This is a genomic window from Caldalkalibacillus mannanilyticus JCM 10596 (assembly GCF_000615945.1).
In the GTDB taxonomy this organism is placed as follows: Bacteria; Bacillota; Bacilli; order Caldalkalibacillales; family JCM-10596; genus Bacillus_AT; species Bacillus_AT mannanilyticus.
Genome location: NZ_BAMO01000006.1, coordinates 1 through 24,099, shown reverse-complemented (window position 1 = coordinate 24,099; position 24,099 = coordinate 1). Strand labels below are relative to the sequence as shown.

Here is a 24,099-nt window from a genome sequence, read left to right as displayed (position 1 = left end):
ATTCACCATCGTACGCCCTTTTTTTATTAGAATGGATTAGCTCTGAGCGAGTTGTCCATCTTTTTTGTTTCTAGATGCCATTATCTGCAAGCCTAAGATGATGGCTAGGGAGGTTAAGCCAAAGGTATCGGTCATAATACCTGGGTAAATAAGAATTAACCCTGCAATAACAGCCCAAGCTCGTTGCCATTTTGGCATGGTGACCAATCCGAAACCGATCATCCCGACACTTATTCCAATCATCCCTATAATAGCAGTCGCTATACTTAGGAGGGAATCAATCCATGTCCCTTGAATCATTAAGATCTGTGGAGACATGACAAAGATGTAGGGGATAATAAAGGCGGCAATCGCCAGCTTTGATGCATTAATCCCAGTCGCCATCGGTTTACTTTTGGCAATTCCGGCGGCGGCAAAGGCGGCTAGGCAGACAGGCGGTGTAATATCAGCTACAATTCCGAAATAGAAGGTAAATAAGTGAGCTGATAAGACAGGTGCTCCTAGTGCTATAATGGCTGGTGCAGCAATAGTTGAAGTAATAATGTAATTGGCTGTCGTTGGTGTTCCCATTCCTAAAATGATAGAGGCAATCATGGTGAAAAATAAAGTTAATAAAACATGTCCACCAGATAAACCGAGAAGACCATTGGCAAACTTCAGCCCGACACCTGTTAAAGTAACAACTCCAACAATAATCCCAGCAGTTGCAGTCGCAGCAGCTACACCAAGCGCTGCTCGTGCTCCATTTTCCAAGGCTTGAAAGATATCTTTAATCGACAGCCTTGTTTCTTTTCGAAAGGAGCTGACTACAATCGTGGTCAGGATTCCATAGAGGGCAGCACGTAAAGGAGATACACCCATCATCAGAAAGACAATAATAGCAATAATAGGAGTGAGAAGATATAACTTCTTCAGTACTTCTTTCTTATCGGGTAGTTCTTCCTCTTTCAATCCTCTTAATCCAATGCGCTTGGCTTCGAGGTGAACCATAATCCATATCCCCGTAAAATAGAGGATCGCAGGAATAGCGGCTGCCTTGGCAATTTCCCAATACGAGATTCCTGTAAACTCTGCCATAAGGAATGCCGCTGCGCCCATAATAGGAGGCATTAGCTGTCCACCTGTAGATGCAGCAGCCTCAACTCCGCCTGCAAAAGCAGGACGATACCCTAATCTTTTCATCATGGGGATGGTAAAGGAGCCTGATGTGGCAACATTGGCAACTGAGCTTCCGCTAATGGTTCCCTGTAAGGCACTTGAGAAGATGGCTACTTTCGCCGGTCCACCTACTCGTTTACCAGCCACTCGCAAAGCGAGATCATTAAAATAGGAGCCAACACCACTTTTCTCTAGAAACGCTCCAAAAAGCAAGAATAGAAAGATAAAGGTTGCCGATACACTTAGTGGAGTACCTAAGATTCCTTCTAAGGTGAAGAAAGTATGACCAACCAAACGTGTTAACGATACGCCTCTATGCTCTAAGAAACCAGGCAAATGATTTCCGTATAATGCATAGATCATGAAAATAATAGCAATAACGACAATAGGGACTCCAACGACCCTTCTTGTTGCTTCTAATACAAATAAAATGACGATTCCACCAACAATGATATCCGTTTGATTAAAAGCACCCACGCGAGTAATCAGTGAATCGAAATTAAATAACCAGTATAAGCTGGAAGAAATGGCCCCAATAGCTAAGATCCCATCAAGAATGGACACCTTAGATCGATCCGCTTTTTTCGTTCCAGGAAAAAGTAAGAAGATAAGGCCCAGAGCAAAAGCTAAGTGAATGGAACGATGGATTTGAGCTGGTGGTGGTGGTAGGATGGATGCATATAATTGATAGATCGAAAAACCAATCGCCATGATGGTGACAATCCAACCCATTTTACCTTTTAAATTACGGTAGGATGATTCTTTATCATATTTAGAGATCATCTCTCTTGCTTGATCATCAGAGATTTTTTCCTCTTGAGGGATCGTCTTATCTGCCATAAGCAGCACCTTCCTTCCATAATGTCATTAGTGAAACTTTTTTGCTTTGAAAACGCACCCAATTCCCAGAAGTTGCAAGGGAAGAGAGCGGTATTGTTTGATCGTTAATATGTAATTGGTGATTGGCGATAACTTGTCCAATCGAGAGATCAAAAAAAGGGAAGGTCCTCTGAATATTCCCGATAATGTATTTACCATCCTCTTGCCTGAAGGTTTGACCTGGTTCAACAGATGAGGGGGTACCTACCCCATAGGATTCGTAGATTACTTCTTCTAATACGATCTGCTGCTGATCATCTACATAAAAGTTTTCAATTATTGGAGTTTTATGTATGGAATGAATGTGTTGAAGCGAAAATCTTTCATCCTTATTTAAAGCGTAAAGAAATACTATTTCATTCTTTTTTCCATCAATAATCATTAAAGCTGATTGAGTAGGTATAAGTAAATAGACAATGAGAAACGTCAAGAGCAGTAAAACAATCAATCCTCTGGATTTCAGCTTTAAAACTAAAAATTTGAGGAGGTATCGAATACCCCCCCAAATTTTATTAATTTGTAATTCCGTTTTCATTATAATATCTGGCTGCACCAGGGTGAAGCTCTAAACTAACACCTTCTAAAGCTGTTTCAAGAGAAATGTGAGTCCCTTTTTCATGAACAGCTCCTAATTGCGCTAAATTCTCGAATAAAGCTTTTGTCATGTTATAAACGGATTCTTCATCTAATTCAGCACGAACGACTAACTGAGCTTTAACAGCTACTGTTTTTACCTCTTCGTCGAATCCAGGATAAGTTCCAGCAGGGATCACTTCTTCGGCATAGTAAGGATATTTCTCAATGATCGAAGAGATTTGCTCGTCACCCATACTAATGACTCTGACACCTTTTGTTGCTGCCAATTCATTAACTGCAGCGGTTGGCGTACCAGCCGTAACGAAAGCAGCATCAAGAGTACCATCTTGAAGGAAGCTTGCCGATTCACCGAAAGCTAGGCGATCCACTCTTCCTAAGTCGTCAAAGGACATGCCATACATTTCGAGGATTTGCATAGCATTTGCTTCTGTACCACTACCAGGAGCACCAACAGATACTCTCATTCCTTTTAAATCTTCTACAGATTGAATCGGGCTGTCAGCAGCAACGATGATTTGAACAGTTTCACTGTATAAGGAAGCGATGGCTTGGATATTTTCAATAGCCCCATCGGTTTCAAACATCACAGTTCCTTTGGAAGCGTAGTCAGCAATATCACTCTGAGTGAACGCTAAATCTACTTCACCGTTCTTCAATAAGCGCATATTTTCAGCAGAGGCTCCCGTTGTTTGCGCGGAAGCATTGATTCCAGCTTGGTCGATAAAGATTTGAGCCATTCCTCCACCAAGCGGGTAGTATGTACCTGATGTGCTTCCAGTAGCGATGATAATAGATCCAGTTGTTGCACCGCCACCATCGCCAGGAGTTGTCGTGTCACCACCTGTATTTCCTCCTGTACCGCATCCAGCGATGAGAAGGGCGAAAATAAGTGTGAGGATGGTTAGGAACGTCATTTTCTTTTTCATCATTTCGTAAAACACCCCTTTTTCTATTTTTTAAATATCGTTTCTAATATTACCATTAAAATGGTTATCTTTCAATAAGTCTTTCAAGATCCTTACTGCAAGTATGATGTCATAAGATCGAAGTTCTTATTCCCTAAAATCTACATAATATTTAGTAGTATAAGCAAGGGTCAGGGGAGGGAGGGTTCCATGAATGATTGGGGTGAAGTTGTAGAGATCATAGAAGAAACAGAGTGTGTGCAATTTCTTTGGGTTAAACTTTACTCAGGACGAGTAGTGAAAGCGATTCATTATAAAACAAAGGAACCTTTTGTGAACTTGGTTCGTCTGTTCAGTTGAATACGAGTGCTCTAGATTTACGACTTGGTACGGGTGGCTATGCTTTCGTTACTTCGATACATGCTGAACCATGTTCAACTGATAAGAAATCAATAGATACACACTCTTATCCTGGTCATATCATGAAGCTTCGTTATACGCCCATACAAACACCTGTACTCTCCGTGGAAGCGGAAGAAAGTGAGGAACATTGGCACTTTCAATCTCCTTTTTCATTGGAAGGGAGAAACGTTTTTGTTGGTGAATTACATAGTATGCTTCCGGTTTTGGCTAGCCTATTGCTTAAGGGTGAGCCTAACAAAAGACTGGTCTACATTATGGATGACCAAGCGGCGATGTATCTTTCCTTTAGTCAGCACGTTCGAGAGCTTAAAAAAAGAATAAATCTAATAACGATTACATATGGGCAAGCGCTAGGAGGAGATATAGAAGCCATTAATGTATATACAGCCTTAGAAGCCGCTGTTAAGGTAGCGAAAGCGGACCATATTCTTATTACACAGGGTCCGGGGGTGATTGGAACAGGAACCAAGAGAGGGTTTAGCGGGATGCAGTTGGTTCATTGGATTCATGCCATTCACAGTTGTCAAGGTAAGGCGATTGTCATTCCAAGAATTCAATTCGCTGACCATAGAGAAAGGCACTGCGGATTAAGTCATCACACCTTTCATCCTCTAGCCTTTCATACCTTCACTCCAGTATCTATTCCGTTTCCTATCCAATCAATGGAAACGGGCTCTCCATTGATAGAAGAAGATCAATTATTGAAAACTCAATTTAGCAGATTGATTCATTTGCACCATGTAATCCCGATCTCTCTACATTCCTTTCAGCGTGAATTAGAACAAGCTTTGGCTTGGTATGAAAAACCTATTAGAACGATGGGACGAAACTATCTCGAAGAACCATATTTTTTCTACGCTATCGGTGCGGCTTACTATTTTTATAAGGAACTTGTATAATAGGGCTATTAAATACGATGATACTAGGAGACCTAATCATGACAAATTTTACAGAAAAAACGTTACGTATTGAGCCTATTTTTACGGGGAAAGTGATTCAGCTTCAAGTAGAAGAAATTGAGTTGCCTAATGGAAAAACGGCAACAAGGGAGGTTGTAAAGCATCCGGGAGCGGTTGCGATTATTCCCTTTACTCACGATGGGAGATTAGTGCTTATTCGTCAATATCGCAAGCCGTTAGAAAAAGAGATCTATGAAATTCCAGCAGGTAAGCTGGAGCCTTCAGAGAAACCTGAAGTGTGTGCTATACGTGAATTGGAGGAGGAAACAGGCTATCAGGCTGAGAGCTTTGAGAAGGTTGTTTCCTTTTATACATCACCTGGTTTTGCCAATGAATTATTGTACATTTATGTGGCAAAAGGCTTAAAAGGTGGAACGGCTCAGCCAGATGAGGATGAATTTGTTGAAAACAGACTAGTTACTTTGGCTGAGGCACTAGAGCTTATAGCGGAGGAAAAGATTCATGATGCGAAAACCATATTTGCCGTTACCTACTGGCAGAATCAATTGTTGAAAGAACAGCTGGGTGTACAGAGATGATTAAAAACTATTTTGCTGACTTCCATGTCCATATAGGCAGAACGAAAAGCGGGAAGCCAGTCAAAATTTCAGGTTCCAAAAATTTGACCTTGCACTCTATTTTAGAGGAGGCTTCTCTTCGTAAAGGGCTTGATTTAATAGGTATTATAGATTGTCACGTGCCAGAGGTCTTAGATGAGCTTGAGGAGCTTATTAGAAGAGGAGAGGCGGAGGAACAGCAGGGAGGCGGGATTCGCTTTCAGAATACGACTCTTCTATTAGGAACGGAGATGGAAGTGAACGATGCAGCAGGTCAGGGACCCTTTCACGTATTGGGATACTTCCCTACCATTGAACGTATGAGAAGGTGGAGTCAGTGGATGGCGCAGCATCAGAAAAACATTCATTTGAGCTCCCAAAGGATTTATGCTCCAGCCAAGCAATTACAGAAAAAACTAAAAGAATTACAAGGAATATTTATCCCAGCCCATATCTTCACTCCCTTCAAGAGTTTATATGGGAAAGGAGTTCACCTTCATTTAACAGAGGTGCTGGACCCTGCTTACATTGATGCCGTAGAACTGGGATTAAGCTCTGATACGCAAATGGCTAACCAGATTCCTGAGCTTCTTTCATATCCTTACCTGACAAACTCTGATGCCCACTCTCTTTCTAAGATCGGAAGAGAATATCAGATTCTTGCTATGGCGGAACCTTCTTTTGCAGCGTTTGTAAAAGTATTGCGTGAGGTGGAAGCTCATCGAATCATAGCGAACTACGGCTTACATCCTAAGTTAGGCAAGTATCATCATGAGGTCGTTGAAAGAATTCAGCAAATCAGTGAAGGGCAACAGCGAAGCATAGCAGGGGTAATGGAGGCAGAGCTGAACAAGCGGAATAGAAAGCCTCCCTATATCCATCAAATTCCTTTGGAATATATTCCGAAGCTAGGTAAGAAAAGCTTAGATCGATTGATACAGACTTTTGGTTCAGAAATGAATGTCCTTCATTCTGCCAGTAGACATGATCTAGAACAAGTCATATCAAAGGAAGTTGCAGAGCAAATCATGGAGGCCCGACAAGGAAATCTTGTCCTTATTTCAGGTGGGAAAGGGAAGTATGGAAAGGTGTCATACGGTTCTACTCTCTAGCATAGGATAGTATAAACCTATGAAGGAGGTCCATCACATGAAGCAGAAGATAGGACAAGTCGTCAATCGACATATCGAACAACATCTTTCACTCTATATCTTTATTATTGTTTTGTTCCTGATGGGAATCATCTTTGGTACCTTAACCATTCATAGTTTAGGACATAGCCAGCAGACGGATTTGTTCTACTACTTTGAACAATTTATGGAGGAAATGAAGAAGGATCAGATAGCGGATACGAAAGAAGCATTTGCTCATAATTTTCTCCATTATGTAAAATATATAGGCTTGATTTGGGTTTTAGGTCTTTCCATTATTGGCTTACCCATTATTTTAATCTTACTTTTTTTAAAAGGAGTATTTGTTGGATTTACTGTTGGTTTTTTGGTACATCAGATGGGCTGGAAAGGTGTTTTATTTACTCTTGTAGCCGTAGTTCCTCAAAATTTAATTGTGATTCCTGTGATCTTATCAATCAGTGTTATCAGTATTTCATTTTCGATGAAACTTATTGGACATTTATTTGGAACTAATCGTTCACATGAAAGACCCAATATCCCTAAATACATGGGAACTATGGTCGTAATGACCTTGATATTACTAGTGATTTCTCTCTTTGAAACCTATTTTTCACCTGCTTTAATGAGAATAGCTGGCTGAGATATTTGACGAATGAATCCTCCCTCTTCTATAATAGTGACAGTAGTAGGCAATCGGGGAGGGATTTCTAGGTGGAAGATAGAATCGATAGAATCAAACAACAACTGCACACGCATAGCTATAAATTAACACCTCAACGTGAGGCAACAGTGAGAGTCTTATTAGAGCATGAAGAGGATCATTTAAGTGCGGAGGATGTGTACTTATTTGTCAAAGAAAAGGCTCCTGAGATTGGACTTGCTACTGTTTATCGTACCTTAGAATTGTTAAGTGAATTAAAGATCATACATAAGTTGAATTTTGGAGATGGCGTAGCTCGATATGAATTTAGAGCAGAAGGTGCGGAGCGTCATCATCATCACCTTATTTGTATTCATTGTGGAACAGTCGATGAAATCATGGAGGACATGTTGTCTGAAGTGGAGAAAAAGGTAGTCAAAGAGTTTGATTTCAAGATCTTAGATCACCGACTCATTTTTCATGGAATCTGTCATCGATGCAAGGACAAAGATATAGAAGGATAAGCTTGGTATCCCCAGGCTTTTTTTATTGGAAGAATATCTTATATTTTCTTTCTAAACCAAGTATGAACTAGTGGTTTTTTGGCATACCTTAAATGAAGGGGGGGTGCCAAATGAACACACAATTGCATAAGTTCATTGATGTTTGTAAACTTCTTGTCATATTTATAACATTAACACTTCTTTTCTATGGTATGATTATTTGGGTCGTAGAAAAAATAGAACCTCACCATCGTTACAATCAACCCAAGGGCAAAGCAGTGAAAGTATTTCAAATGGATTCACTACCAACCTTGAATAGCGCAAAGGATTATAGGGATCGATTGTTATTTTTCTACTGGTATGGTGAATAGGAGATCGAAGAGATGAAGGAATAGCTCTTTTCTTGTTGAATAGTTAGGTATAGCGAGATTAGCTGAAGGAGAATGAAAATGAAAGAAAACCTTCTATCTTTTATACATTATTTGACCGTAGAGCGAGGATTATCCAAAAACACCCTTTTATCATATGAACGTGACTTAAAACCATTTCTTCAATACCTGCTAGACTCAGGCATGACCGATGTCAATCAGGTACACCGTCAACATATTATGACTTACTTAGTGGGATTAAAGGAAGCAGGGAAGGCAACCTCGACACTTTCCAGAAATATGGCGTCGATCCGCTCCTTTTTTCAGTTTCTATTAAGAGATGACAAGATTGAGCAAGATCCTTCTGTACATCTTGAAACACCTAAGATAGAAAGAAGATTACCTAAGGTGCTCTCGATGAATGAAGTCGAGCTACTCTTACAAGCACCTCAAGAATCGACTCCATTTGGTCAACGAGATCGTGCTATGTTAGAATTACTTTACGCTACCGGAATCCGGGTATCAGAGCTAATTTCCTTAACTTTAGATGATGTTCATTTACAATTAGGGTTTATTAAGTGTATGGGAAAGGGTTCGAAGGAGCGCATCATCCCTTTAGGCAGTTTAGCTATTCAATCGATTGATACATATATCACACGAGGCAGAGGAGAATTAACAAAAAAGAAAAAAAGTATGGTCTTATTTGTGAATCATCATGGAAATGCCTTGACCCGTCAAGGATTTTGGAAAATAATTAAAAAATATTCGAAGGAAATAGGAATCAAAAAAGAGATTACTCCCCATACCCTGCGTCATTCATTTGCTACACATTTATTAGAAAATGGAGCAGATCTCCGATCCGTTCAAGAAATGCTTGGACATGCAGACATTTCTACGACACAAATTTATACGCATGTGACCAAGACAAGATTAAGGGATGTGTATGCGAAATCTCATCCTAGGGCGTAATCGAATGGTAGGGAGTACAGATAAGGTTACTGTTAGCTTCGGAAAAAAATATGAGTTATTCATTTTAATCAAGTCATTGGAGGTAAACTTATCATGGATCAACAACAGACTCGTTATAAAAGGGTATTTCTAATTGTAATGGATAGTGTGGGGATTGGAGAGCTTCCAGATGCCCATCTATTTGAAGATCAAGGTTCACATACCTTGGGGCACATCGCAGAAAAAATGAATGGGATACACTTGCCTCATTTAGCTCGCCTAGGTTTAGGTAATATTGAGGAGGTTAAAGGAGTTTCAGCAGTGGAACATCCAATGGCTGTTTATGGGAAGATGAACGAAGCTTCGGTAGGAAAAGACACCATGACAGGACACTGGGAAATAATGGGACTCAAGGTAGAGGTTCCGTTTCGAACCTTTACTGACACAGGCTTTCCAGACGCTTTGATTAAACAATTTGAAGAGCGTGTGGGAAGAAAAGTGATAGGAAATAAGGCAGCTTCAGGCACAGAGATTATGGCTGAGCTTGGAGAAGAGCATATGAAAACGGGTGATTTAATCGTTTATACCTCCGCAGACAGTGTCTTTCAAATTGCTGCTCATGAAGAAATTGTTCCGATTGATGAATTGTATCGAATTTGTGAGATAGCTAGGGAGCTAACCTTGGAAGAGCCTTATGTGTTAGGACGAGTCATTGCTAGACCATTTGTAGGGACTCCTGGAAAGTTTGAAAGAACACCAAATCGTCATGATTATGCGTTGAAGCCTTTTGAACCTACGGTTATGAATGCGCTTGCTGATGCGAGATTTGAATCCATTGCCATTGGAAAAATTTCAGACATATATGATGGTGAAGGAGTAACGAAAGCGATCAAGACAAAATCGAATATGGATGGTATGGACAAGCTTATCGATACTCTAGCTCAGGATTTTGAGGGGCTAAGCTTTGTGAATTTAGTTGATTTTGATGCCTTATTTGGTCATCGTCGTGATCCAATTGGATATGGGAAGGCTTTGGAAGAATTCGATGCTCGTTTACCTGAGGTATTTGAGAAGCTAAGAGAAGATGATCTTTTAATTATTACGGCGGACCATGGAAATGATCCAACTCATCCCGGAACGGATCATACTCGTGAATATGTCCCTGTGCTCGCTTATTCTCCTTCTATGGCTCAAGGAGCAAGTGTTGGAATTAGAGAAACTTTTGCCGACCTTGGAGCTACGATTGCCGATAACTTTGGCGTGCAATTACCCAAGCTAGGGAAAAGCTTTATGACAGAATTAAATCAAGTTAGAAAATAGAGGTGATACAAATGACAACAACGTATCAAGAGGCTGCAAAATTCGTCGCTGATCAAATGAAAATCAAGCCAGAAATAGGGCTGATCTTAGGCTCTGGTCTAGGGGTTCTAGCAGATGAAATTGAAAATCCGCTTCATATCCCTTACCATGAGATCCCTGGATTTCCGCAATCTACAGTAGAGGGACATAAAGGACAGTTAGTGATTGGGACTCTAGAAGGGAAATCCGTTATTGCCATGCAAGGAAGATTCCACTTCTACGAGGGCTATCCACTTGAGTTAGTTACATTGCCAGTCAGAATGATGAAAAGTCTTGGGGTACATACGATTCTTGTTACCAATGCTTCTGGTGGGATTAATACTTCTTTCTCCCCAGGAGATTTAATGATTATTGAGGACCAAATCAACTTTACAGGTCAGAATCCTTTAATTGGTCCTAACCTTGATGAACTTGGCGTTCGTTTCCCAGATATGTCCCAAGCCTATTCCAATGATTTAAGAGAGCTTGCTTTCGGAGTTGCCGGAGAGTTGCAAATCAATGTGCAAAAAGGAGTTTATGCAGGTGTTGTAGGTCCAAGCTATGAAACCCCAGCAGAGATCAAGATGTTACGCAAGATGGGGGGAGATGCTGTCGGGATGTCTACAGTACCTGAAGTGATTGTGGCAGCACATAGTGGTATGAAAGTACTCGGAATCTCTTGTATTACGAATATGGCATCAGGGATTTTGCCACAGCCTCTATCCCACAGTGAAGTAATGGAAACAGCTGAATTAGCAAAAGCAAACTTCTTAAACCTTGTGAAGGGGCTTGTACGAAAAATATAAGAAAATGTTCGAAAGAAATAAACATCTAAAATATGACTAAACAACGGAGGAATAACATTATGAATCGACTTACTATGATCAAAGAAGCTGTAGCATCTATCCAGGAGAAAACAACGGTTCAACCTAAGATTGGATTAATTTTAGGTTCAGGTCTAGGAGATTTAGCCAATGAAATTCAGAATCCTACCATTATTCCCTATGGAGAGATTACACACTTTCCTGTATCCACAGTTGAAGGTCATGCGGGACAGCTTGTGATTGGTGAATTAAATGGTCAAACAGTTGTTGCCATGCAAGGACGTTTTCACTTTTATGAGGGGTATCCAATGCAGGAGGTTGTCTTCCCTGTTTATGTGATGAAACAACTAGGAATAGAGCTTCTCTTAGTGACAAACGCTTGCGGTGGGATGAATCCAGCATTTGCCCCTGGAGACCTTATGATCATTACGGATCATATTAATTTTACAGGTACAAATCCTCTTATTGGACCGAATTACGGTGAGCTAGGTCCTCGTTTCCCAGATATGTCCCAAGCCTATACTCCATCATTGGTATCTTTTGTTGAAGAAACAGCGAAACAATTAGATATCAACGTGCAGAAGGGGGTATATGTGGGTGTTAGCGGACCTACGTATATGACGCCAGCGGAGCTTACCATGCTTGCCAATCTAGGAGCAGATGCAGTAGGAATGTCAACTGTTCCAGAAGTAATTATAGCAAGTCATACTGGACTTAAAGTGATTGGGATCTCTTGTATTACAGATATGGCAATTGGAGCAGAATTAGAGCCATTAACTCACGAACAAGTAGTAGAAGTGGCGAATCGTACGCGTCCTAAATTTATTTCTTTAGTGAAAGAGATTGTAGCTAAGGTGAAACTCGTATGAGAATGGTAGATCTGATTCAGAAAAAGCGAGATGGGTTATCTTTAACAAAAGAAGAAATTGATTTTATTATTGAAGGATATACCAAGGGCAGCATTCCAGACTATCAATTAAGTGCGTTGGCTATGGCTATTTATTTTCAAGGACTTACCTCTGAGGAAACGGCTAATCTAACCATGGCTATGGTAGAATCGGGAGATCAGATCGACCTTTCTTCGATTGAGGGAATCAAGGTGGATAAACACAGTACAGGTGGGGTAGGAGATACAACAACCTTAGTTCTTGCTCCCCTTGTAGCTGCTTGCGGGGTTCCCGTTGCTAAAATGAGTGGACGTGGGTTAGGACATACGGGTGGAACCATTGACAAGCTGGAATCCTTTAAAGGATTCCATGTGGAAATAGATAATGAAGAATTTATTCGCTTAGTGAACAAAAATAAGCTAGCTGTCATTGGTCAATCTGGGAACCTGACCCCAGCAGATAAGAAGCTCTATGCTTTAAGAGATGTCACGGCAACTGTTGACAACATTCCGTTAATCGCCAGTTCAATTATGAGTAAAAAAATTGCTGCTGGTGCTGATGCCATCGTCTTAGATGTAAAGACAGGACTAGGTGCTTTTATGAAGTCTGAAGAAGATGCCATCCTTTTAGCGAAAGAAATGGTTGAAATCGGGAAGAATGTAGGGCGAAATACGGTTGCTATTATCAGTGATATGAACCAACCCTTAGGTGTAGCCATCGGAAATGCACTAGAGGTAAGAGAAGCGATCGATACCTTAAAAGGCAAAGGACCAAAGGATTTAGAGGAGCTTTGTCTGACATTGGGCAGTCACATGGTTTATCTAGCTGGGAAGGCTGAGAGTATTGAAGCGGCGTTAGCCATGTTAAAAGAGAAAATTGAAAATGGTGAAGCTTTGCAAAAATTGGCTATTTTTGTCGAGGAGCAAGGCGGTGACCCCAATCAGGTGCTGCAACCAGAGCTTCTTCCTCAAGCTCCATATCAAGTACAAGTCGTTTCGCCAAAGGCGGGTTATGTTCATTCCATTCAAGCTGGAGAACTGGGTGTACTAGCGATGATTTTAGGAGCAGGTCGAGAAACCAAGGAAGCCAGATCGATTTATCGGTGGGAATTGAATTGTTGAAGAAGATCGGAGATCCTGTTCAAGAAGGGGAAGCCTTAGCTATTTTACACATGAATGTTCCTGAACATCCAGCTGTGTACCAGCGTTTATTAGACGCGATTGCAATTGGAGCAACTGAACCATCCGTTCCTCCTCTTGTCTATAAGGAAATCACGCCTTATTACTAATGTACTAAGTTCAGATAAGGTAAAATTATAATTGAAATCATAGGATCATAGATAGACAACCTTGAATAAGGTTGGAGAAATTAACTTTTCTCCAACCTTTTTTTAAGGTTTTTTTTGTTGCAGGAATATCTTGCTAGTTTATTGGTGAAAATAGGAATTAAAAAGAATGGAGGGAGTTTATGATAAGAAAATTTTCAGGATTAATATGTTTGACTCTTCTAATACAATCTATTTTATTTGGTTCCTCTGTTGGAGTGGCATTAGCTGAGGAAAGTAAAGTAGATCTTACACCAGAAGCAAAGTCAGCGATACTAATGGATATGGACACCGGTAAGGTTATTTTTGAAAAAAATAGTGATGAAAAATTACCTCCAGCAAGTATTACAAAAATCATGACCATGCTTCTCATAATGGAGGCTATTGACTCAGGAAAAACCACATGGACTGATAAAGTACGAACAAGTGAAAAAGCAGCTTCGATGGGTGGGTCTCAAATTTTTCTTGAGGTTGGAGAAGAGATGACAGTTGAAGAAATGATGAAAGGGATCGCAATTGCTTCAGGAAATGATGCTAGTGTGGCGATGGCAGAGCATATTGCGGGGACTGAAGAGAAATTTATTGAAATGATGAACGCAAAAGCGAAACAGTTGGGAATGAGTAACACTTTCTTTTCCAACACCAATGGATTGCCAGTAGATAATCATTATACCTCCGCGAGAGATATTGCTATGATGTCACGAGAGCTCTTGAAGTATGAGGATGTCACACGTTTTACTAGTATTTATGAAGATTACCTGCGCAAGGATTCTGATAATCCTTTTTGGCTGGTCAATACCAACCGTTTAATCAAGTTCTATACAGGTACTGATGGCTTAAAAACAGGCTATACGAAAGAAGCAAAGTACTGTTTATCAGCTACGGCTAAACGTGGGGATATGCGAGTGATTGCGGTCGTCATGGGGACACCCACTCCCAAAGTAAGAAATCAACATATTACGCAGATGTTTGATTATGCTTTTAGTCAATTTCAGACGCACCCGATCTACAAAAAAGGAGATCTGCTAGATGAAGTTCATATTGATAAGGGAGTGCTAACTAACGTAAAAATGGTTGTTCCCCATCAAATCAGTGTGCTCGCAAATAAAGGAGAATCTGTGGATTCCTATACAACCAGAGTGGAGGGGATTTCCGGACTTAAAGCTCCTCTTCAACGGGGGGACAAGATTGGAAAAGTAGTGATTGAAAAAGATGGAAAGGTAGAAGTGGAAGTAGATATTGTGGCTACAGAAGATATACCTAGAGCTTCGATGTGGCAATTATTTAAACGTACGACAAAATCTCTGTTTGGCTTGCATTAAGTGCAAATTCGACATGTCGACTCGAGTTTTTTCTAGTTTTGTCATGTTGAAGGAATTCCTCCTTCTGGTGTAGAAAAGGGTTTTATCTGAGAAGAAGGAGGAATCGCCTTGAGTTTACAGATTGATTTAACAACTAAAGATAATGTGTTAATCATTCGTTTAGTAGGGGAATTAGATCATCATACAGCTGATAAGCTAAGACATCAGGTGGAGAGAACGATTGAGTTAGATGGAGTTCGTCATATCTTATTGAATATGGAGGAGCTTTCCTTTATGGATAGCTCTGGACTGGGTGTGATCTTGGGTCGTTATAAACAAATCACTCAGTTGGGTGGAAAGATGATCATTTGTGCTATTTCTCCGAGTATCTATCGTTTATTCGAGCTATCGGGGATGTTCAAAATTCTTCAGATTGTAGATTCCGAAGAGCAAGCGTTAGAATCACTGGGGGTGGCATCATGAATGATTATAACGTCATGGAGCTAAAGTTTTTGGCTCGTAGTGAAAATGAAGCATTTGCTCGTATTACAGTAGCATCTTTCGTATCTCAGCTAGATCCGACGATGGAAGAGCTAACAGATATTAAAACGGTTGTTTCTGAAGCTGTTACAAATTCGATCATTCATGGATATGAAAACAGGAATAACGGGATGATCTATCTAAAAGTTGAAATGAATGAGAATGAGATAAAGATTGTAATCCAAGATGAAGGAATAGGAATCTCAGATATTGAGTTAGCCAGACAGCCATTATATACCACAAAACCAGATATGGAACGCTCAGGTATGGGATTCACGATTATGGAAAATTTCATGGATTCAGTAGAAATTATCACAACTGAAGGAAAAGGAACGACAATTACCTTGGTCAAAAAATTAAGTACCAATGAAGCCTTATGTAATTAAGGAGAATGCCTATGGACGTTGATGTGAAACAAAATCAAACAACTCAGGTCTATCTTGACGATAATGAAGTTCGTCTCTTAATTCGCCAAAGTCAAGAGGGAGATATCAAGGCCAGAGATCGATTAGTCGAGAGTAATATACGCTTGGTTTGGTCTGTCGTTCAAAGATTTCTTAATCGGGGCTATGAACCTGATGACTTATTTCAAATAGGCTGCATTGGATTAATAAAATCGATAGATAAGTTTGATCTGAGTTATGATGTGAAGTTTTCAACCTATGCTGTTCCAATGATCATTGGAGAGATTCAGCGCTTTCTTCGTGATGATGGAACAGTGAAGGTAAGTCGCTCCTTAAAAGAAATGGCCAACCGGATACGCAGGACAAAGGATGAATTATCAAAAACCTTAGGGCGTCAGCCCAAAATTAGTGAGATTGCAGATGAATTAGGAGTGACTCCAGAAGAGGTTGTATTTGCTCAAGATGCGATGAGAGCACCCTCTTCGATCCATGAAACCGTGTATGAAAATGACGGTGATCCCATTACTCTAATGGATCAAATCTCCGATGAAAATGAGGGTAAGTGGTTTGATCGATTTGCTCTAAAAGAAGCGATTATTAGTTTAACGGATCGAGAACGATTGATTGTTTATCTCAGGTATTTTAAGGATCAAACTCAATCTGAGGTCGCTGAGCGTCTTGGGATTTCACAGGTACAGGTTTCTCGATTGGAAAAGAAGATCCTCAAGCAAATAAAAATTGAAATGAATGAATAGCACTTACATAAAGCCAGAATAAGAGCTTCTAAAAGGTGATCCTTTTAAGGGCTCTTTTTTTGATACATTTTAAACCATCATTACGAACATACTAGCAGTACTGAAGGTATAAAAGGTGATGTAAATGAAAGCCGATAAACAGATGTACATCCGATTGCGTCATCGCTTGCAGGTAAAGCCAAATCAAATGGTTACATTAAAAGACATCAGTCAATTTATTGTTCATCCAAGTCTAGAGAAGGCACTGGGTGAGCTCAGGATTCATCAGATAACACCTAGTGATAAGCATTTAGTTGTGATTGATTTGATGAAGGTCATTCACCTAATAAAGGCGTTTGATCCTGAACTAGAAGTAGAATCATATGGCCCTGCACAAACCATTACAGAGATCATCTATCCAAGAAAGGCTCCTACTTTCATTCTTGTCGTTTTTGTCTGGCTTCTGCTGTTTATTGGATCAGGATTAGCCATCATGAATTTTCATGAAGATGTCAGCATGCTTAAGGTTCATCAAAAAATCTATAGGATCATCACGGGAGAAGACGAAAAGCACCCATTGCTAATACAGATTCCTTATTCACTGGGAATAGGGATTGGTATGATCATTTTTTTAATCATTTATTTAAAAAACGCTTGAATGAAGAGCCTAGTCCATTAGAGGTAGAGATGTTTCTATATCAACAGAATTTAGATCAATATGTGGTGATGCATGAGAATAGGGAGGTGGAAAAAAAACTTCATGAACCTGATTGAATGCATCGTTTTGGTGTTCATTGGTCTTTCCGGAGGTCTCGCAGTGGGAGCAGGCTTGGTTGCTTTTCTTACTGTATTAGGGATTGTCCCAAGGTTAACCCAGCTTACAAAAACAGGTCGTTATATCCATCTGTATCAGTATGGCATCATTGCAGGAGCCGTTTTCTGGGCTTGGATGGGTTTACATGAGGTTCATTTTCATTTTATTCCCGAATTAAATGTTGTATATGGAGTATTTGCAGGTATTTTTGTTGGAATGCTTGCCGCTGCATTAACGGAGGTATTGAATGTACTCCCTATCTTAGCCAAGAGAATAAATCTAGTGGATAAAATTCTCTGGCTGCTCATGGCGATGGTGTTTGGTAAAGTGATTGGATCATTGTTTCATTGGATGTTCTATTATCCCTTTCATTAAATATAACTTGAGGTGTTTGTAAAGGAGATGAGAGTATATGCTGAAGGAGTCAAAAAGAGACATTATAATCATTACCGATGGAGATAAAGTAGCCAGCAAAGCTGTTCAAGAAGTTGCCCATGAAGTAGGGGGGAGATGTATTTCTCGTTCAGCCGGAAATCCCACTCCCTTAAGTGGTGAACATATTGTGGAACAGATCAAGAAAGCGGCGTACGATCCTGTACTCGTTATGTTTGATGATAATGGACAAGGGGGATACGGTGATGGCGAGAAGGCCCTGCGGTATGTAGCTACTCATCCAGAAATCAACGTTCTAGGAGCCATTGCTGTAGCTTCTAATACCGAGGCGGTGGAAGGGACACACATTGATTTAGCTATAGATAGCCAGGGGCATATTGTAGCTCAGGGAGTAGATAAAGATGGAAATGTTGAATTTTCTAAAGAATTACGCGTCTATGGGGATACGGTAGATGTCTTAGAAGAGCTTGATATTCCCATTGTAATTGGGGTGGGAGATATAGGGAAAATGAATGGGAAGGATCATATTAAGTATGGTTGTCCGATCACGAAAAAAGCAGTAGAGTTGATATTAAGTCGGAGTGGATATCATGGGTAGGAAACAAAATACAGAATTGAGGATCGAAAAGTCCTTAGAAAAGAATCATAAATTTTTGCATGAGAAGTTAGATTTAGATATTAATTTTGATGTTGGCTGTCGAGAATATAAAATAGCGAATAAAAAAATAAATATTTATTTTGTCAATGGACTAACCAATACAGATTTTATTATCCAAATTCTAAAACAAATCTCTCTAGTAGATAAACCTCTAACGAACGCAGGAGCATTTAAGGAGTTATTTGAACATTCTCTTAGTCATGTTCAAGTGGAGGCTGTCACTAATCTAGACGAAGCTGTTGATAAGCTTTTATCTGGATTACTTGTTATTCTTGGAGATACATGGGATAAGGGAATCGTCGTTGATGTGCGAAGCTACCCAGGACGAAATCCTGAGGAGCCTGATACGGAGAGAGTTGTTCGTGGCTCAAGGGACGGTTATACGGAAAATCTGATCCTAAATACAGCTCTGACAAGAAGAAGGATTCGAGATGATCGTTTGAGAATGGAAGTTCTGCAAGTAGGAGAGCGCTCCAAAACAGATATTTGTATTTCCTACATCAAGGATATTGCGAACCCAGAATTAATTGAAGAGATTAGAAAGAAGCTGGAAGCGATTGAAGTAGATGGAATTCCTATGGCGGAGAAAGTCGTCGAAGAATTTGTCGTGAGGCAAGGCTACAATCCCTTTCCTAAGGTGAGGTTTTCCGAACGTCCAGACGTTGCAGCAGCTCATTTATTAGAAGGGCATGTCATGATTATGGTCGATACCTCTCCAGTGGTGATTATTATGCCAACGACCTATTTTCATCATGTTCAGCATGCGGAAGAATTTAGACAGACACCTGCCTCGGAATGTATATTCGTTGGGTTCGTTTTCTTGGCATTTTTGCTCTATCTTTTTATTACCCTTATGGACCCTTTTTGTGATGCGACCCGAGCTATTACCCGATAATCTTGCTTTTATTGGTCCAAATGAAAAAGACTATGCGATTCCCGTCTTTCTGCAATTTCTTTTCGCTGAACTTGGGATTGATTTAATGAGGATGGCAGCTATTCACACGCCTACTCCATTGGCAACAGCGCTAGGGCTGGTTGCAGCCATTCTGATCGGGCAGATTGCGATTGACGTTGGACTTTTCTTACCTGAGGTGATTCTCTATCTTTCAGTGGCAGCCGTTGGTATGTTTGCAACTCCTTCTTACGAGCTAAGCATTGCCAATAAAATGCTACGCATCTTCTTATTGCTTCTTGTTTTCTTATTTAAGATACCAGGGTTTGTGATTGGTTGTACCCTCATTTTTGTTTCTTTAGCAGTGATGAAATCTTTAAAAACTCCGTATTTATGGCCGTTGGTTCCCTTTAACTTTAAGGCTCTCATGAGTATTGTCTTTCGTTACACTTCTCTTATGAACAAAACCAGACCTAGTATTGTTCATCCAAGGAACAAGAAAAAACAACCTTAAATTAGCAGGGGAATGCCTAGATTTCTAGGTGGATTAAGGATTGCGACCGTGACAAAAGTATGATATATTTTAGAAATTATTAAGTTGAGGGAGAGTAATCAAAATGTATCTACATGGCACTAGTCGAATTAATCAGATCGGGCATTTAGAAATAGGTGGATGTGATACAGTACATTTAGCTAAGGAATATGGAACCCCCTTATTCATTTACGATGAAGCCTATATTCGTCAAAAATGTCATGCTTTTGTTTCTGCTTTTAAACAGAAGGGAATTCAGGCACAGGTTGCCTATGCTAGTAAGGCTTTTAGCTGTATTGCGATGTGTCAGCTAGTAGAACAGGAAGGAATGTCACTTGATGTTGTTTCTAGTGGAGAGTTATTTACAGCACTCAAAGCGAACTTTCCCGCTGAAAAAATTCATTTTCATGGAAACAACAAAACAGCAGATGAATTGGAAATGGCATTAGAAGCCAAAATCGGCTGTTATGTGGTAGATAATTTTTATGAATTAGAGCTGTTGCATGAGCTAGCGAAAAGCCGCCAACAGGTCGTTAATATTCTCTTGCGAATCACCCCTGGAGTAGAAGCCCATACTCATGAATATATTACAACAGGTCAAGAGGATTCTAAATTTGGCTTTGATTTAATGAACGGTCAGGTAAGAAGAGCTTTGGAACATGCTATTCAACAGCCTTTTTATCATGTCTTGGGCTTGCATTCGCATATTGGATCTCAGATCTTTGAAACAGATGGTTTCCTACTGACGATTGAAAAACTAGCTGACGCTTTAGATGAACTAGAAAATGAATTAGATTGGAAGCTTAAGGTATTAAATCTTGGTGGGGGATTTGGCATTCGATATCGTGAAGAGGATACCCCTCTAGAAACGAAAGAATATGTTTATGCGATATGTGACAAAGTAACCGAAGAATGGACAAAAAGAGGAAAGAATATTCCAGAAATTTGGATTGAACCAGGTCGAAGCATTGTGGGTGATGCAGGAACAACGATTTATTCAATTGGAGCTCAAAAAGAGGTTCCTGGAGTTAGAAAATATATCTCTGTTGATGGCGGGATGAGCGATAATTTGAGGGTGGCTCTATACCAAGCCAAGTACGAAGCTGCCATAGCCAATCGCATGAGTGAAGTTTCCGAGGAAACGTATACAGTAGCAGGGAAACTATGTGAGTCTGGGGATATCTTAATTTGGGATCTAAACCTCCCCCAAGTGCAACAAGGAGATTTATTAGCGGTTTCTTGTACTGGTGCCTACGGCTACGCAATGGCGAATAATTATAACCGAATTCGAAGACCCTCTGTTTTATTCGTGAAAGACGGAGAAGCCTTCGAGGTTGTTCGCAGAGAAACCTTTGAAGACCTGATTCACAATGACATGCCAATCCGTTCCGAGGTCCCTCAAAAATAAGAGTAGTATCATATCGAACTAATAATTTGTTATAGTTAAATGTGAAAGTCATGGTTAAAGAACCATGGCTTTTTTTATGTTAATAAACAAGATGTTAAACCTCATGTAGAATTCTAATGCTAAGCCTAAAGCTTGTTGTTCGAGAAGAATCTATTGACAATTAACTCCATTGGTAATATAGTTAGTTACATAAGTAATGAACCAAATAAGATAGGAGAATGTGCATGAAACATTCGTTAGATGATCAAAAGCCGATCTTCATGCAAATTGCAGAACGTATTGAGGATGAAATTGTTAGAGGGGTATTAAAAGAGGGGGAACAGGTTCCATCGACCAATCAATTTGCTGTATATTATCAAATTAATCCAGCTACAGCGGCAAAAGGAATCAATCTATTGGTGGATCAAGGAATATTATTCAAGAGGAGAGGGATCGGAATGTTTGTAGCAGAGGGAGCTAAGCAAGGTTTATTAACGAAAAGAAAAAATCTTTTTTTCGAGGAATATATTGCTAGTATGTTAAAGGAAGCCGAAAAACTAAATATTTCCAAGCGAGATGTCATTGAAATGATCGAGAAGTTCAAAGGGGAGGAGTGAAAGAATGACTGACATCATTACATGTCAAGACCTGACGAAGAAATACAAAGACACGACTGCACTTGATGGCATAAGCTTTGCGCTAGAGCCAAATAAAATATATGGCTTACTGGGTAGAAATGGGGCAGGTAAAACCACATTGCTTCACTTGATCCATGCAGAAATAAGAGAAACGAGCGGCAGGTTGTTGATCAATGGTCAACCGCCGTATGAGAACGAGAAAGTATTAGAAGATCTGTGTTTTATTAAAGATAGTCAAAACTTCAAAAAAAGTCTGAAAGTAAAAGAGGTTCTTGAATTAGCTGCAATCTTTTATAAACATTGGGATCCTGTTTATGCCATGGAGCTAATCAGACAATTTAACTTGTCTCCCTCAAAAAAGGTAAAGTCATTATCAAAAGGAATGGAGTCAGCTTAGGAATTATTGTAGGGTTAGCGAGTCGGGCACCTCTGACCATTTTTGATGAACCGTATATTGGTTTAGATGCGGTGTCAAGACAATTATTCTACAATCTATTAATTCAGGATTTTATGGAGAATCCTCGTACTATTGTTCTTTCAACGCACTTGATTGATGAGGTAAGTAAAATTTTTGAGAAAATAATCATCATTGATCAAGGTAAGCTATTATTACTTGAAGAAGTTGAAGGCTTAAGAACAAAAGCATTTCATCTATCAGGTGAACATCATAAGCTTGATTCCTTCGTTCAAGGGAAAGAGATTATCCACACTGAATCCTTCGGCAATCAAGAAGTGATCGGCATCTTAGGAAATATTTCGGCTGAAGAGAGAAAACGCGCGGAAGAATTAGAAGTAAAAATCGATGTGATCCCAATACAGCAATTGATGATTTATCTGACGACTAAACCGAGTAAGATGCACGGTTTTAAGAAAGGGGAAGTATAAATGCTTGATCAATTTAAACCTATTTTTAAGCTGTATTGGCTTGATGTTCGATTTAGTTATATGATCTTCTGGATCATCTTGTTATCAACCTCTCTTTTTTTTGTTGGATTATCTTATTATATTTCTAATGGGGATATTTTCATTGGTGGAGGTATAGCTATTTACATATACCTCATGATTCATGCGCTGATTAATGTCAGTGAAACTCTTCCTTATGCTTTAGGGATGGGAAGTACTCGCAAAAAATATATGCAAGGAACGATCGTTTGTTCTGTGATCTTAGCTGCAGTTACCACCATTTTAGAATTTGTCTATTTTAAAGTATTCAGCATTGCGATCCTAGGACTCGACTATCCAGAAAACATACGTATTAGTTTTTTTAACCTTGAGGGCTTTTCACCTACATTTTTGCTCGGTTTGGAATTTGGACTCTGCTTGTTTATTCTAGCTTTTTTTCAACTTATTTCAATCCTGTATTATCGTTATGGTTATACTCCATTCTATTTCCTCTTCGCCATTTTTTTACTTCTCATAATGACTCCGCTAGGGAATGTTGGTAAATATTTCTTTGGAATATTAGATAACGTAGAAAATGCAATGTATCCTCTTCTCATTTTAGTAATGATAGGTACCGTTCTTTCCTTACTCTTTTCATGGTTGGTGTTACGAAATAGTCCGAGTAAACCAGCAAGAGGGTAAGAAATTTTTAAAATGCGCTTATTTGTAGTACACTATAAGAGATAGATATTAAAAGGAGTGTACATAACATGAGCAAACAAGCAAAAATTACATTAGCAAATGGATCAGAAGTCCTTATTGATCTATTTGAAAACGATGCACCTAATACAGTAGCCAACTTTGAGAAGCTAGTCAGTGAAGGGTTCTATAATGGACTAAGCTTTCACAGAGTGATTCCAGGTTTTGTGGCACAAGGCGGATGTCCACATGGAACAGGAACAGGCGGACCAGGGTATACAATCAATTGTGAAATCAACCCTAATAAGCACGAAAGAGGAACGCTTGCAATGGCTCATGCTGGACGTAATACAGGCGGTAGCCAATTTTATATCTGTTATCAGCCACAGCCTCATTTAGATGGACAGCATACTGTTTTTGGTAAGGTTATCAGCGGTATGGAACATGTAGATCAGTTCAAAGGCCAAGACAAAATGGAAAAAGTAGAAGTATACGAAGCATAATTTACACTGATCGCTTTATAGCTATGTAGCCCGTCAAAAAAATGATGGGCTTTTTGTTTGCAAAGATTATGATATAATTCAAAAAAAGGGAAAATGAATAAGGATCATAAACAGGGAGAAGGGATCGTGCCATGTATCATTTTACTAGAGATTACCCTATTTCACTTACAGAGGTCTTGCGCGCGGAGAAGGTTGTCTATCAACATCTGAAGCCAACTCAGCTCATTTATTATAAAGGACTATCTGATTTAATAGGGGCAGAGATCTATATTAAGCACG

26 protein-coding genes and 3 pseudogenes are annotated in these 24,099 nt (G+C 39.7%); 26 read left to right on the top strand and 3 right to left on the bottom strand.

Features of this window, described 5'->3' with window-relative positions; genetic code table 11:
• Positions 1-36: 36 nt before the first annotated feature.
• The 3 genes from JCM10596_RS04910 to JCM10596_RS04900 all read right to left on the bottom strand — a co-directional run bounded on the left by JCM10596_RS04910 (position 37) and on the right by JCM10596_RS04900 (position 3,563).
• The gene (locus JCM10596_RS04910; RefSeq protein ID WP_025026169.1) at positions 37-1,998 is read right to left on the bottom strand and encodes a TRAP transporter permease; all 1,962 of its coding nucleotides are present in this window, start codon (positions 1,996-1,998) and stop codon (positions 37-39) included.
• The gene (locus JCM10596_RS04905) at positions 1,988-2,485 is read right to left on the bottom strand and encodes a DUF1850 domain-containing protein (protein WP_159102315.1); all 498 of its coding nucleotides are present in this window, start codon (positions 2,483-2,485) and stop codon (positions 1,988-1,990) included. Before JCM10596_RS04905 ends, JCM10596_RS04910 begins: the two co-directional genes overlap by 11 nt.
• A gap of 64 nt (positions 2,486-2,549) precedes the next feature.
• Positions 2,550-3,563 (bottom strand): TAXI family TRAP transporter solute-binding subunit, encoded by a 1,014-nt coding sequence (locus tag JCM10596_RS04900; protein WP_369345601.1) that lies wholly within the window; start codon positions 3,561-3,563, stop codon positions 2,550-2,552.
• Positions 3,564-3,749: 186 nt separating this feature from the next.
• On the opposite strand from JCM10596_RS04900, the gene JCM10596_RS29445 reads away from it, so the two are divergent.
• From JCM10596_RS29445 to JCM10596_RS04775, 26 genes and pseudogenes are all read left to right on the top strand, one after another.
• Positions 3,750-3,899 carry a hypothetical protein gene (locus JCM10596_RS29445; protein ID WP_159102314.1) on the top strand — a complete coding sequence of 50 codons (150 nt, stop codon included), beginning with the start codon at positions 3,750-3,752 and terminating at the stop codon, positions 3,897-3,899.
• Positions 3,896-4,861, top strand: coding sequence for a DUF3866 family protein (locus tag JCM10596_RS04890; protein ID WP_025026166.1), 966 nt, complete (start codon positions 3,896-3,898; stop codon positions 4,859-4,861). Before JCM10596_RS29445 ends, JCM10596_RS04890 begins: the two co-directional genes overlap by 4 nt.
• A 38-nt stretch (positions 4,862-4,899) precedes the next feature.
• Entirely contained in the window at positions 4,900-5,460 is a 561-nt protein-coding gene (locus tag JCM10596_RS04885) for an NUDIX hydrolase (protein ID WP_025026165.1), read from the top strand.
• Positions 5,457-6,590 (top strand): endonuclease Q family protein, encoded by a 1,134-nt coding sequence (locus JCM10596_RS04880; protein ID WP_369345600.1) that lies wholly within the window; start codon positions 5,457-5,459, stop codon positions 6,588-6,590. Before JCM10596_RS04885 ends, JCM10596_RS04880 begins: the two co-directional genes overlap by 4 nt.
• Before the next feature lie 37 nt (positions 6,591-6,627).
• A complete protein-coding gene (spoIIM, locus tag JCM10596_RS04875) occupies positions 6,628-7,251 on the top strand; it encodes a stage II sporulation protein M (protein ID WP_025026163.1) in 624 nt (207 codons plus the stop codon).
• Positions 7,252-7,322: 71 nt separating this feature from the next.
• Positions 7,323-7,775: a ferric iron uptake transcriptional regulator gene (fur, locus tag JCM10596_RS04870; protein ID WP_025026162.1), complete on the top strand. Its 453-nt coding sequence runs from the start codon at positions 7,323-7,325 to the stop codon at positions 7,773-7,775.
• A gap of 110 nt (positions 7,776-7,885) precedes the next feature.
• Positions 7,886-8,125: a YqzK family protein gene (locus tag JCM10596_RS04865; protein ID WP_025026161.1), complete on the top strand. Its 240-nt coding sequence runs from the start codon at positions 7,886-7,888 to the stop codon at positions 8,123-8,125.
• Positions 8,126-8,203: 78 nt separating this feature from the next.
• A complete protein-coding gene (gene xerD / locus JCM10596_RS04860) occupies positions 8,204-9,091 on the top strand; it encodes a site-specific tyrosine recombinase XerD (RefSeq protein ID WP_025026160.1) in 888 nt (295 codons plus the stop codon).
• A gap of 93 nt (positions 9,092-9,184) precedes the next feature.
• Positions 9,185-10,390, top strand: a complete 1,206-nt coding sequence (gene deoB / locus JCM10596_RS04855; protein WP_025026159.1) for a phosphopentomutase — start codon at positions 9,185-9,187, stop codon at positions 10,388-10,390.
• Between the two features lie 11 nt (positions 10,391-10,401).
• The gene (locus JCM10596_RS04850) at positions 10,402-11,214 is read left to right on the top strand and encodes a purine-nucleoside phosphorylase (protein ID WP_025026158.1); all 813 of its coding nucleotides are present in this window, start codon (positions 10,402-10,404) and stop codon (positions 11,212-11,214) included.
• Between the two features lie 59 nt (positions 11,215-11,273).
• A complete protein-coding gene (locus tag JCM10596_RS04845; protein ID WP_025026157.1) occupies positions 11,274-12,101 on the top strand; it encodes a purine-nucleoside phosphorylase in 828 nt (275 codons plus the stop codon).
• Positions 12,098-13,407, top strand: a pseudogene (locus JCM10596_RS23935) (pyrimidine-nucleoside phosphorylase). The gene JCM10596_RS04845 and the pseudogene JCM10596_RS23935 overlap by 4 nt, the downstream one beginning before the upstream one ends.
• 179 nt (positions 13,408-13,586) lie before the next feature.
• Positions 13,587-14,765, top strand: coding sequence for a D-alanyl-D-alanine carboxypeptidase family protein (locus JCM10596_RS04835; protein WP_025026156.1), 1,179 nt, complete (start codon positions 13,587-13,589; stop codon positions 14,763-14,765).
• 108 nt (positions 14,766-14,873) lie between these two features.
• Positions 14,874-15,227: an anti-sigma F factor antagonist gene (gene spoIIAA, locus JCM10596_RS04830; protein WP_025026155.1), complete on the top strand. Its 354-nt coding sequence runs from the start codon at positions 14,874-14,876 to the stop codon at positions 15,225-15,227.
• Positions 15,224-15,670, top strand: a complete 447-nt coding sequence (gene spoIIAB, locus JCM10596_RS04825) for an anti-sigma F factor (protein ID WP_025026154.1) — start codon at positions 15,224-15,226, stop codon at positions 15,668-15,670. Before spoIIAA ends, spoIIAB begins: the two co-directional genes overlap by 4 nt.
• Before the next feature lie 11 nt (positions 15,671-15,681).
• Positions 15,682-16,443, top strand: a complete 762-nt coding sequence (gene sigF, locus JCM10596_RS04820) for an RNA polymerase sporulation sigma factor SigF (RefSeq protein ID WP_025026153.1) — start codon at positions 15,682-15,684, stop codon at positions 16,441-16,443.
• Positions 16,444-16,567: 124 nt separating this feature from the next.
• Positions 16,568-17,196, top strand: a pseudogene (locus JCM10596_RS23930) (stage V sporulation protein AA).
• On the top strand, positions 17,183-17,611 hold the full coding sequence (locus JCM10596_RS04810) for a stage V sporulation protein AB (RefSeq protein WP_025026152.1): 429 nt from the start codon (positions 17,183-17,185) through the stop codon (positions 17,609-17,611). The pseudogene JCM10596_RS23930 and the gene JCM10596_RS04810 overlap by 14 nt, the downstream one beginning before the upstream one ends.
• A 40-nt stretch (positions 17,612-17,651) precedes the next feature.
• Positions 17,652-18,227, top strand: coding sequence for a stage V sporulation protein SpoVABEA (spoVAEA, locus tag JCM10596_RS04805; protein ID WP_025026151.1), 576 nt, complete (start codon positions 17,652-17,654; stop codon positions 18,225-18,227).
• Positions 18,220-19,693, top strand: a pseudogene (locus JCM10596_RS23925) (spore germination protein). The gene spoVAEA and the pseudogene JCM10596_RS23925 overlap by 8 nt, the downstream one beginning before the upstream one ends.
• A gap of 103 nt (positions 19,694-19,796) precedes the next feature.
• On the top strand, positions 19,797-21,119 hold the full coding sequence (gene lysA / locus JCM10596_RS04795) for a diaminopimelate decarboxylase (protein WP_025026150.1): 1,323 nt from the start codon (positions 19,797-19,799) through the stop codon (positions 21,117-21,119).
• Positions 21,120-21,343: 224 nt separating this feature from the next.
• Positions 21,344-21,715, top strand: a complete 372-nt coding sequence (locus tag JCM10596_RS04790) for a GntR family transcriptional regulator (protein WP_025026149.1) — start codon at positions 21,344-21,346, stop codon at positions 21,713-21,715.
• Between the two features lie 4 nt (positions 21,716-21,719).
• Complete coding sequence (locus tag JCM10596_RS31205) at positions 21,720-22,133, top strand: ATP-binding cassette domain-containing protein (protein ID WP_369345599.1); 414 nt, start codon at positions 21,720-21,722, stop codon at positions 22,131-22,133.
• Positions 22,134-22,204: 71 nt separating this feature from the next.
• Positions 22,205-22,621, top strand: a complete 417-nt coding sequence (locus tag JCM10596_RS31200) for a hypothetical protein (protein WP_369345598.1) — start codon at positions 22,205-22,207, stop codon at positions 22,619-22,621.
• Positions 22,622-23,320 carry a hypothetical protein gene (locus JCM10596_RS04780; RefSeq protein WP_025026148.1) on the top strand — a complete coding sequence of 233 codons (699 nt, stop codon included), beginning with the start codon at positions 22,622-22,624 and terminating at the stop codon, positions 23,318-23,320.
• A 68-nt stretch (positions 23,321-23,388) separates the two neighbouring features.
• Positions 23,389-23,820, top strand: coding sequence for a peptidylprolyl isomerase (locus JCM10596_RS04775; protein WP_025026147.1), 432 nt, complete (start codon positions 23,389-23,391; stop codon positions 23,818-23,820).
• Positions 23,821-24,099 lie beyond the last annotated feature (279 nt).

What these genes read in the sequence shown, in the direction of transcription:
- JCM10596_RS04910 (WP_025026169.1), bottom strand. Translation starts at nt 1,998, where the DNA reads ATGGCAGATAAGACGATCCCTCAAGAGGAAAAAATCTCTGATGATCAA.
- JCM10596_RS04900 (WP_369345601.1), bottom strand. Translation starts at nt 3,563, where the DNA reads ATGATGAAAAAGAAAATGACGTTCCTAACCATCCTCACACTTATTTTC.
- JCM10596_RS29445 (WP_159102314.1), top strand. Translation starts at nt 3,750, where the DNA reads ATGAATGATTGGGGTGAAGTTGTAGAGATCATAGAAGAAACAGAGTGT.
- JCM10596_RS04885 (WP_025026165.1), top strand. Translation starts at nt 4,900, where the DNA reads ATGACAAATTTTACAGAAAAAACGTTACGTATTGAGCCTATTTTTACG.
- JCM10596_RS04880 (WP_369345600.1), top strand. Translation starts at nt 5,457, where the DNA reads ATGATTAAAAACTATTTTGCTGACTTCCATGTCCATATAGGCAGAACG.
- spoIIM (WP_025026163.1), top strand. Translation starts at nt 6,628, where the DNA reads ATGAAGCAGAAGATAGGACAAGTCGTCAATCGACATATCGAACAACAT.
- JCM10596_RS04865 (WP_025026161.1), top strand. Translation starts at nt 7,886, where the DNA reads ATGAACACACAATTGCATAAGTTCATTGATGTTTGTAAACTTCTTGTC.
- xerD (WP_025026160.1), top strand. Translation starts at nt 8,204, where the DNA reads ATGAAAGAAAACCTTCTATCTTTTATACATTATTTGACCGTAGAGCGA.
- deoB (WP_025026159.1), top strand. Translation starts at nt 9,185, where the DNA reads ATGGATCAACAACAGACTCGTTATAAAAGGGTATTTCTAATTGTAATG.
- JCM10596_RS04850 (WP_025026158.1), top strand. Translation starts at nt 10,402, where the DNA reads ATGACAACAACGTATCAAGAGGCTGCAAAATTCGTCGCTGATCAAATG.
- JCM10596_RS04845 (WP_025026157.1), top strand. Translation starts at nt 11,274, where the DNA reads ATGAATCGACTTACTATGATCAAAGAAGCTGTAGCATCTATCCAGGAG.
- JCM10596_RS04835 (WP_025026156.1), top strand. Translation starts at nt 13,587, where the DNA reads ATGATAAGAAAATTTTCAGGATTAATATGTTTGACTCTTCTAATACAA.
- spoIIAB (WP_025026154.1), top strand. Translation starts at nt 15,224, where the DNA reads ATGAATGATTATAACGTCATGGAGCTAAAGTTTTTGGCTCGTAGTGAA.
- sigF (WP_025026153.1), top strand. Translation starts at nt 15,682, where the DNA reads ATGGACGTTGATGTGAAACAAAATCAAACAACTCAGGTCTATCTTGAC.
- JCM10596_RS04810 (WP_025026152.1), top strand. Translation starts at nt 17,183, where the DNA reads ATGAACCTGATTGAATGCATCGTTTTGGTGTTCATTGGTCTTTCCGGA.
- lysA (WP_025026150.1), top strand. Translation starts at nt 19,797, where the DNA reads ATGTATCTACATGGCACTAGTCGAATTAATCAGATCGGGCATTTAGAA.
- JCM10596_RS04790 (WP_025026149.1), top strand. Translation starts at nt 21,344, where the DNA reads ATGAAACATTCGTTAGATGATCAAAAGCCGATCTTCATGCAAATTGCA.
- JCM10596_RS31205 (WP_369345599.1), top strand. Translation starts at nt 21,720, where the DNA reads ATGACTGACATCATTACATGTCAAGACCTGACGAAGAAATACAAAGAC.
- JCM10596_RS04780 (WP_025026148.1), top strand. Translation starts at nt 22,622, where the DNA reads ATGCTTGATCAATTTAAACCTATTTTTAAGCTGTATTGGCTTGATGTT.
- JCM10596_RS04775 (WP_025026147.1), top strand. Translation starts at nt 23,389, where the DNA reads ATGAGCAAACAAGCAAAAATTACATTAGCAAATGGATCAGAAGTCCTT.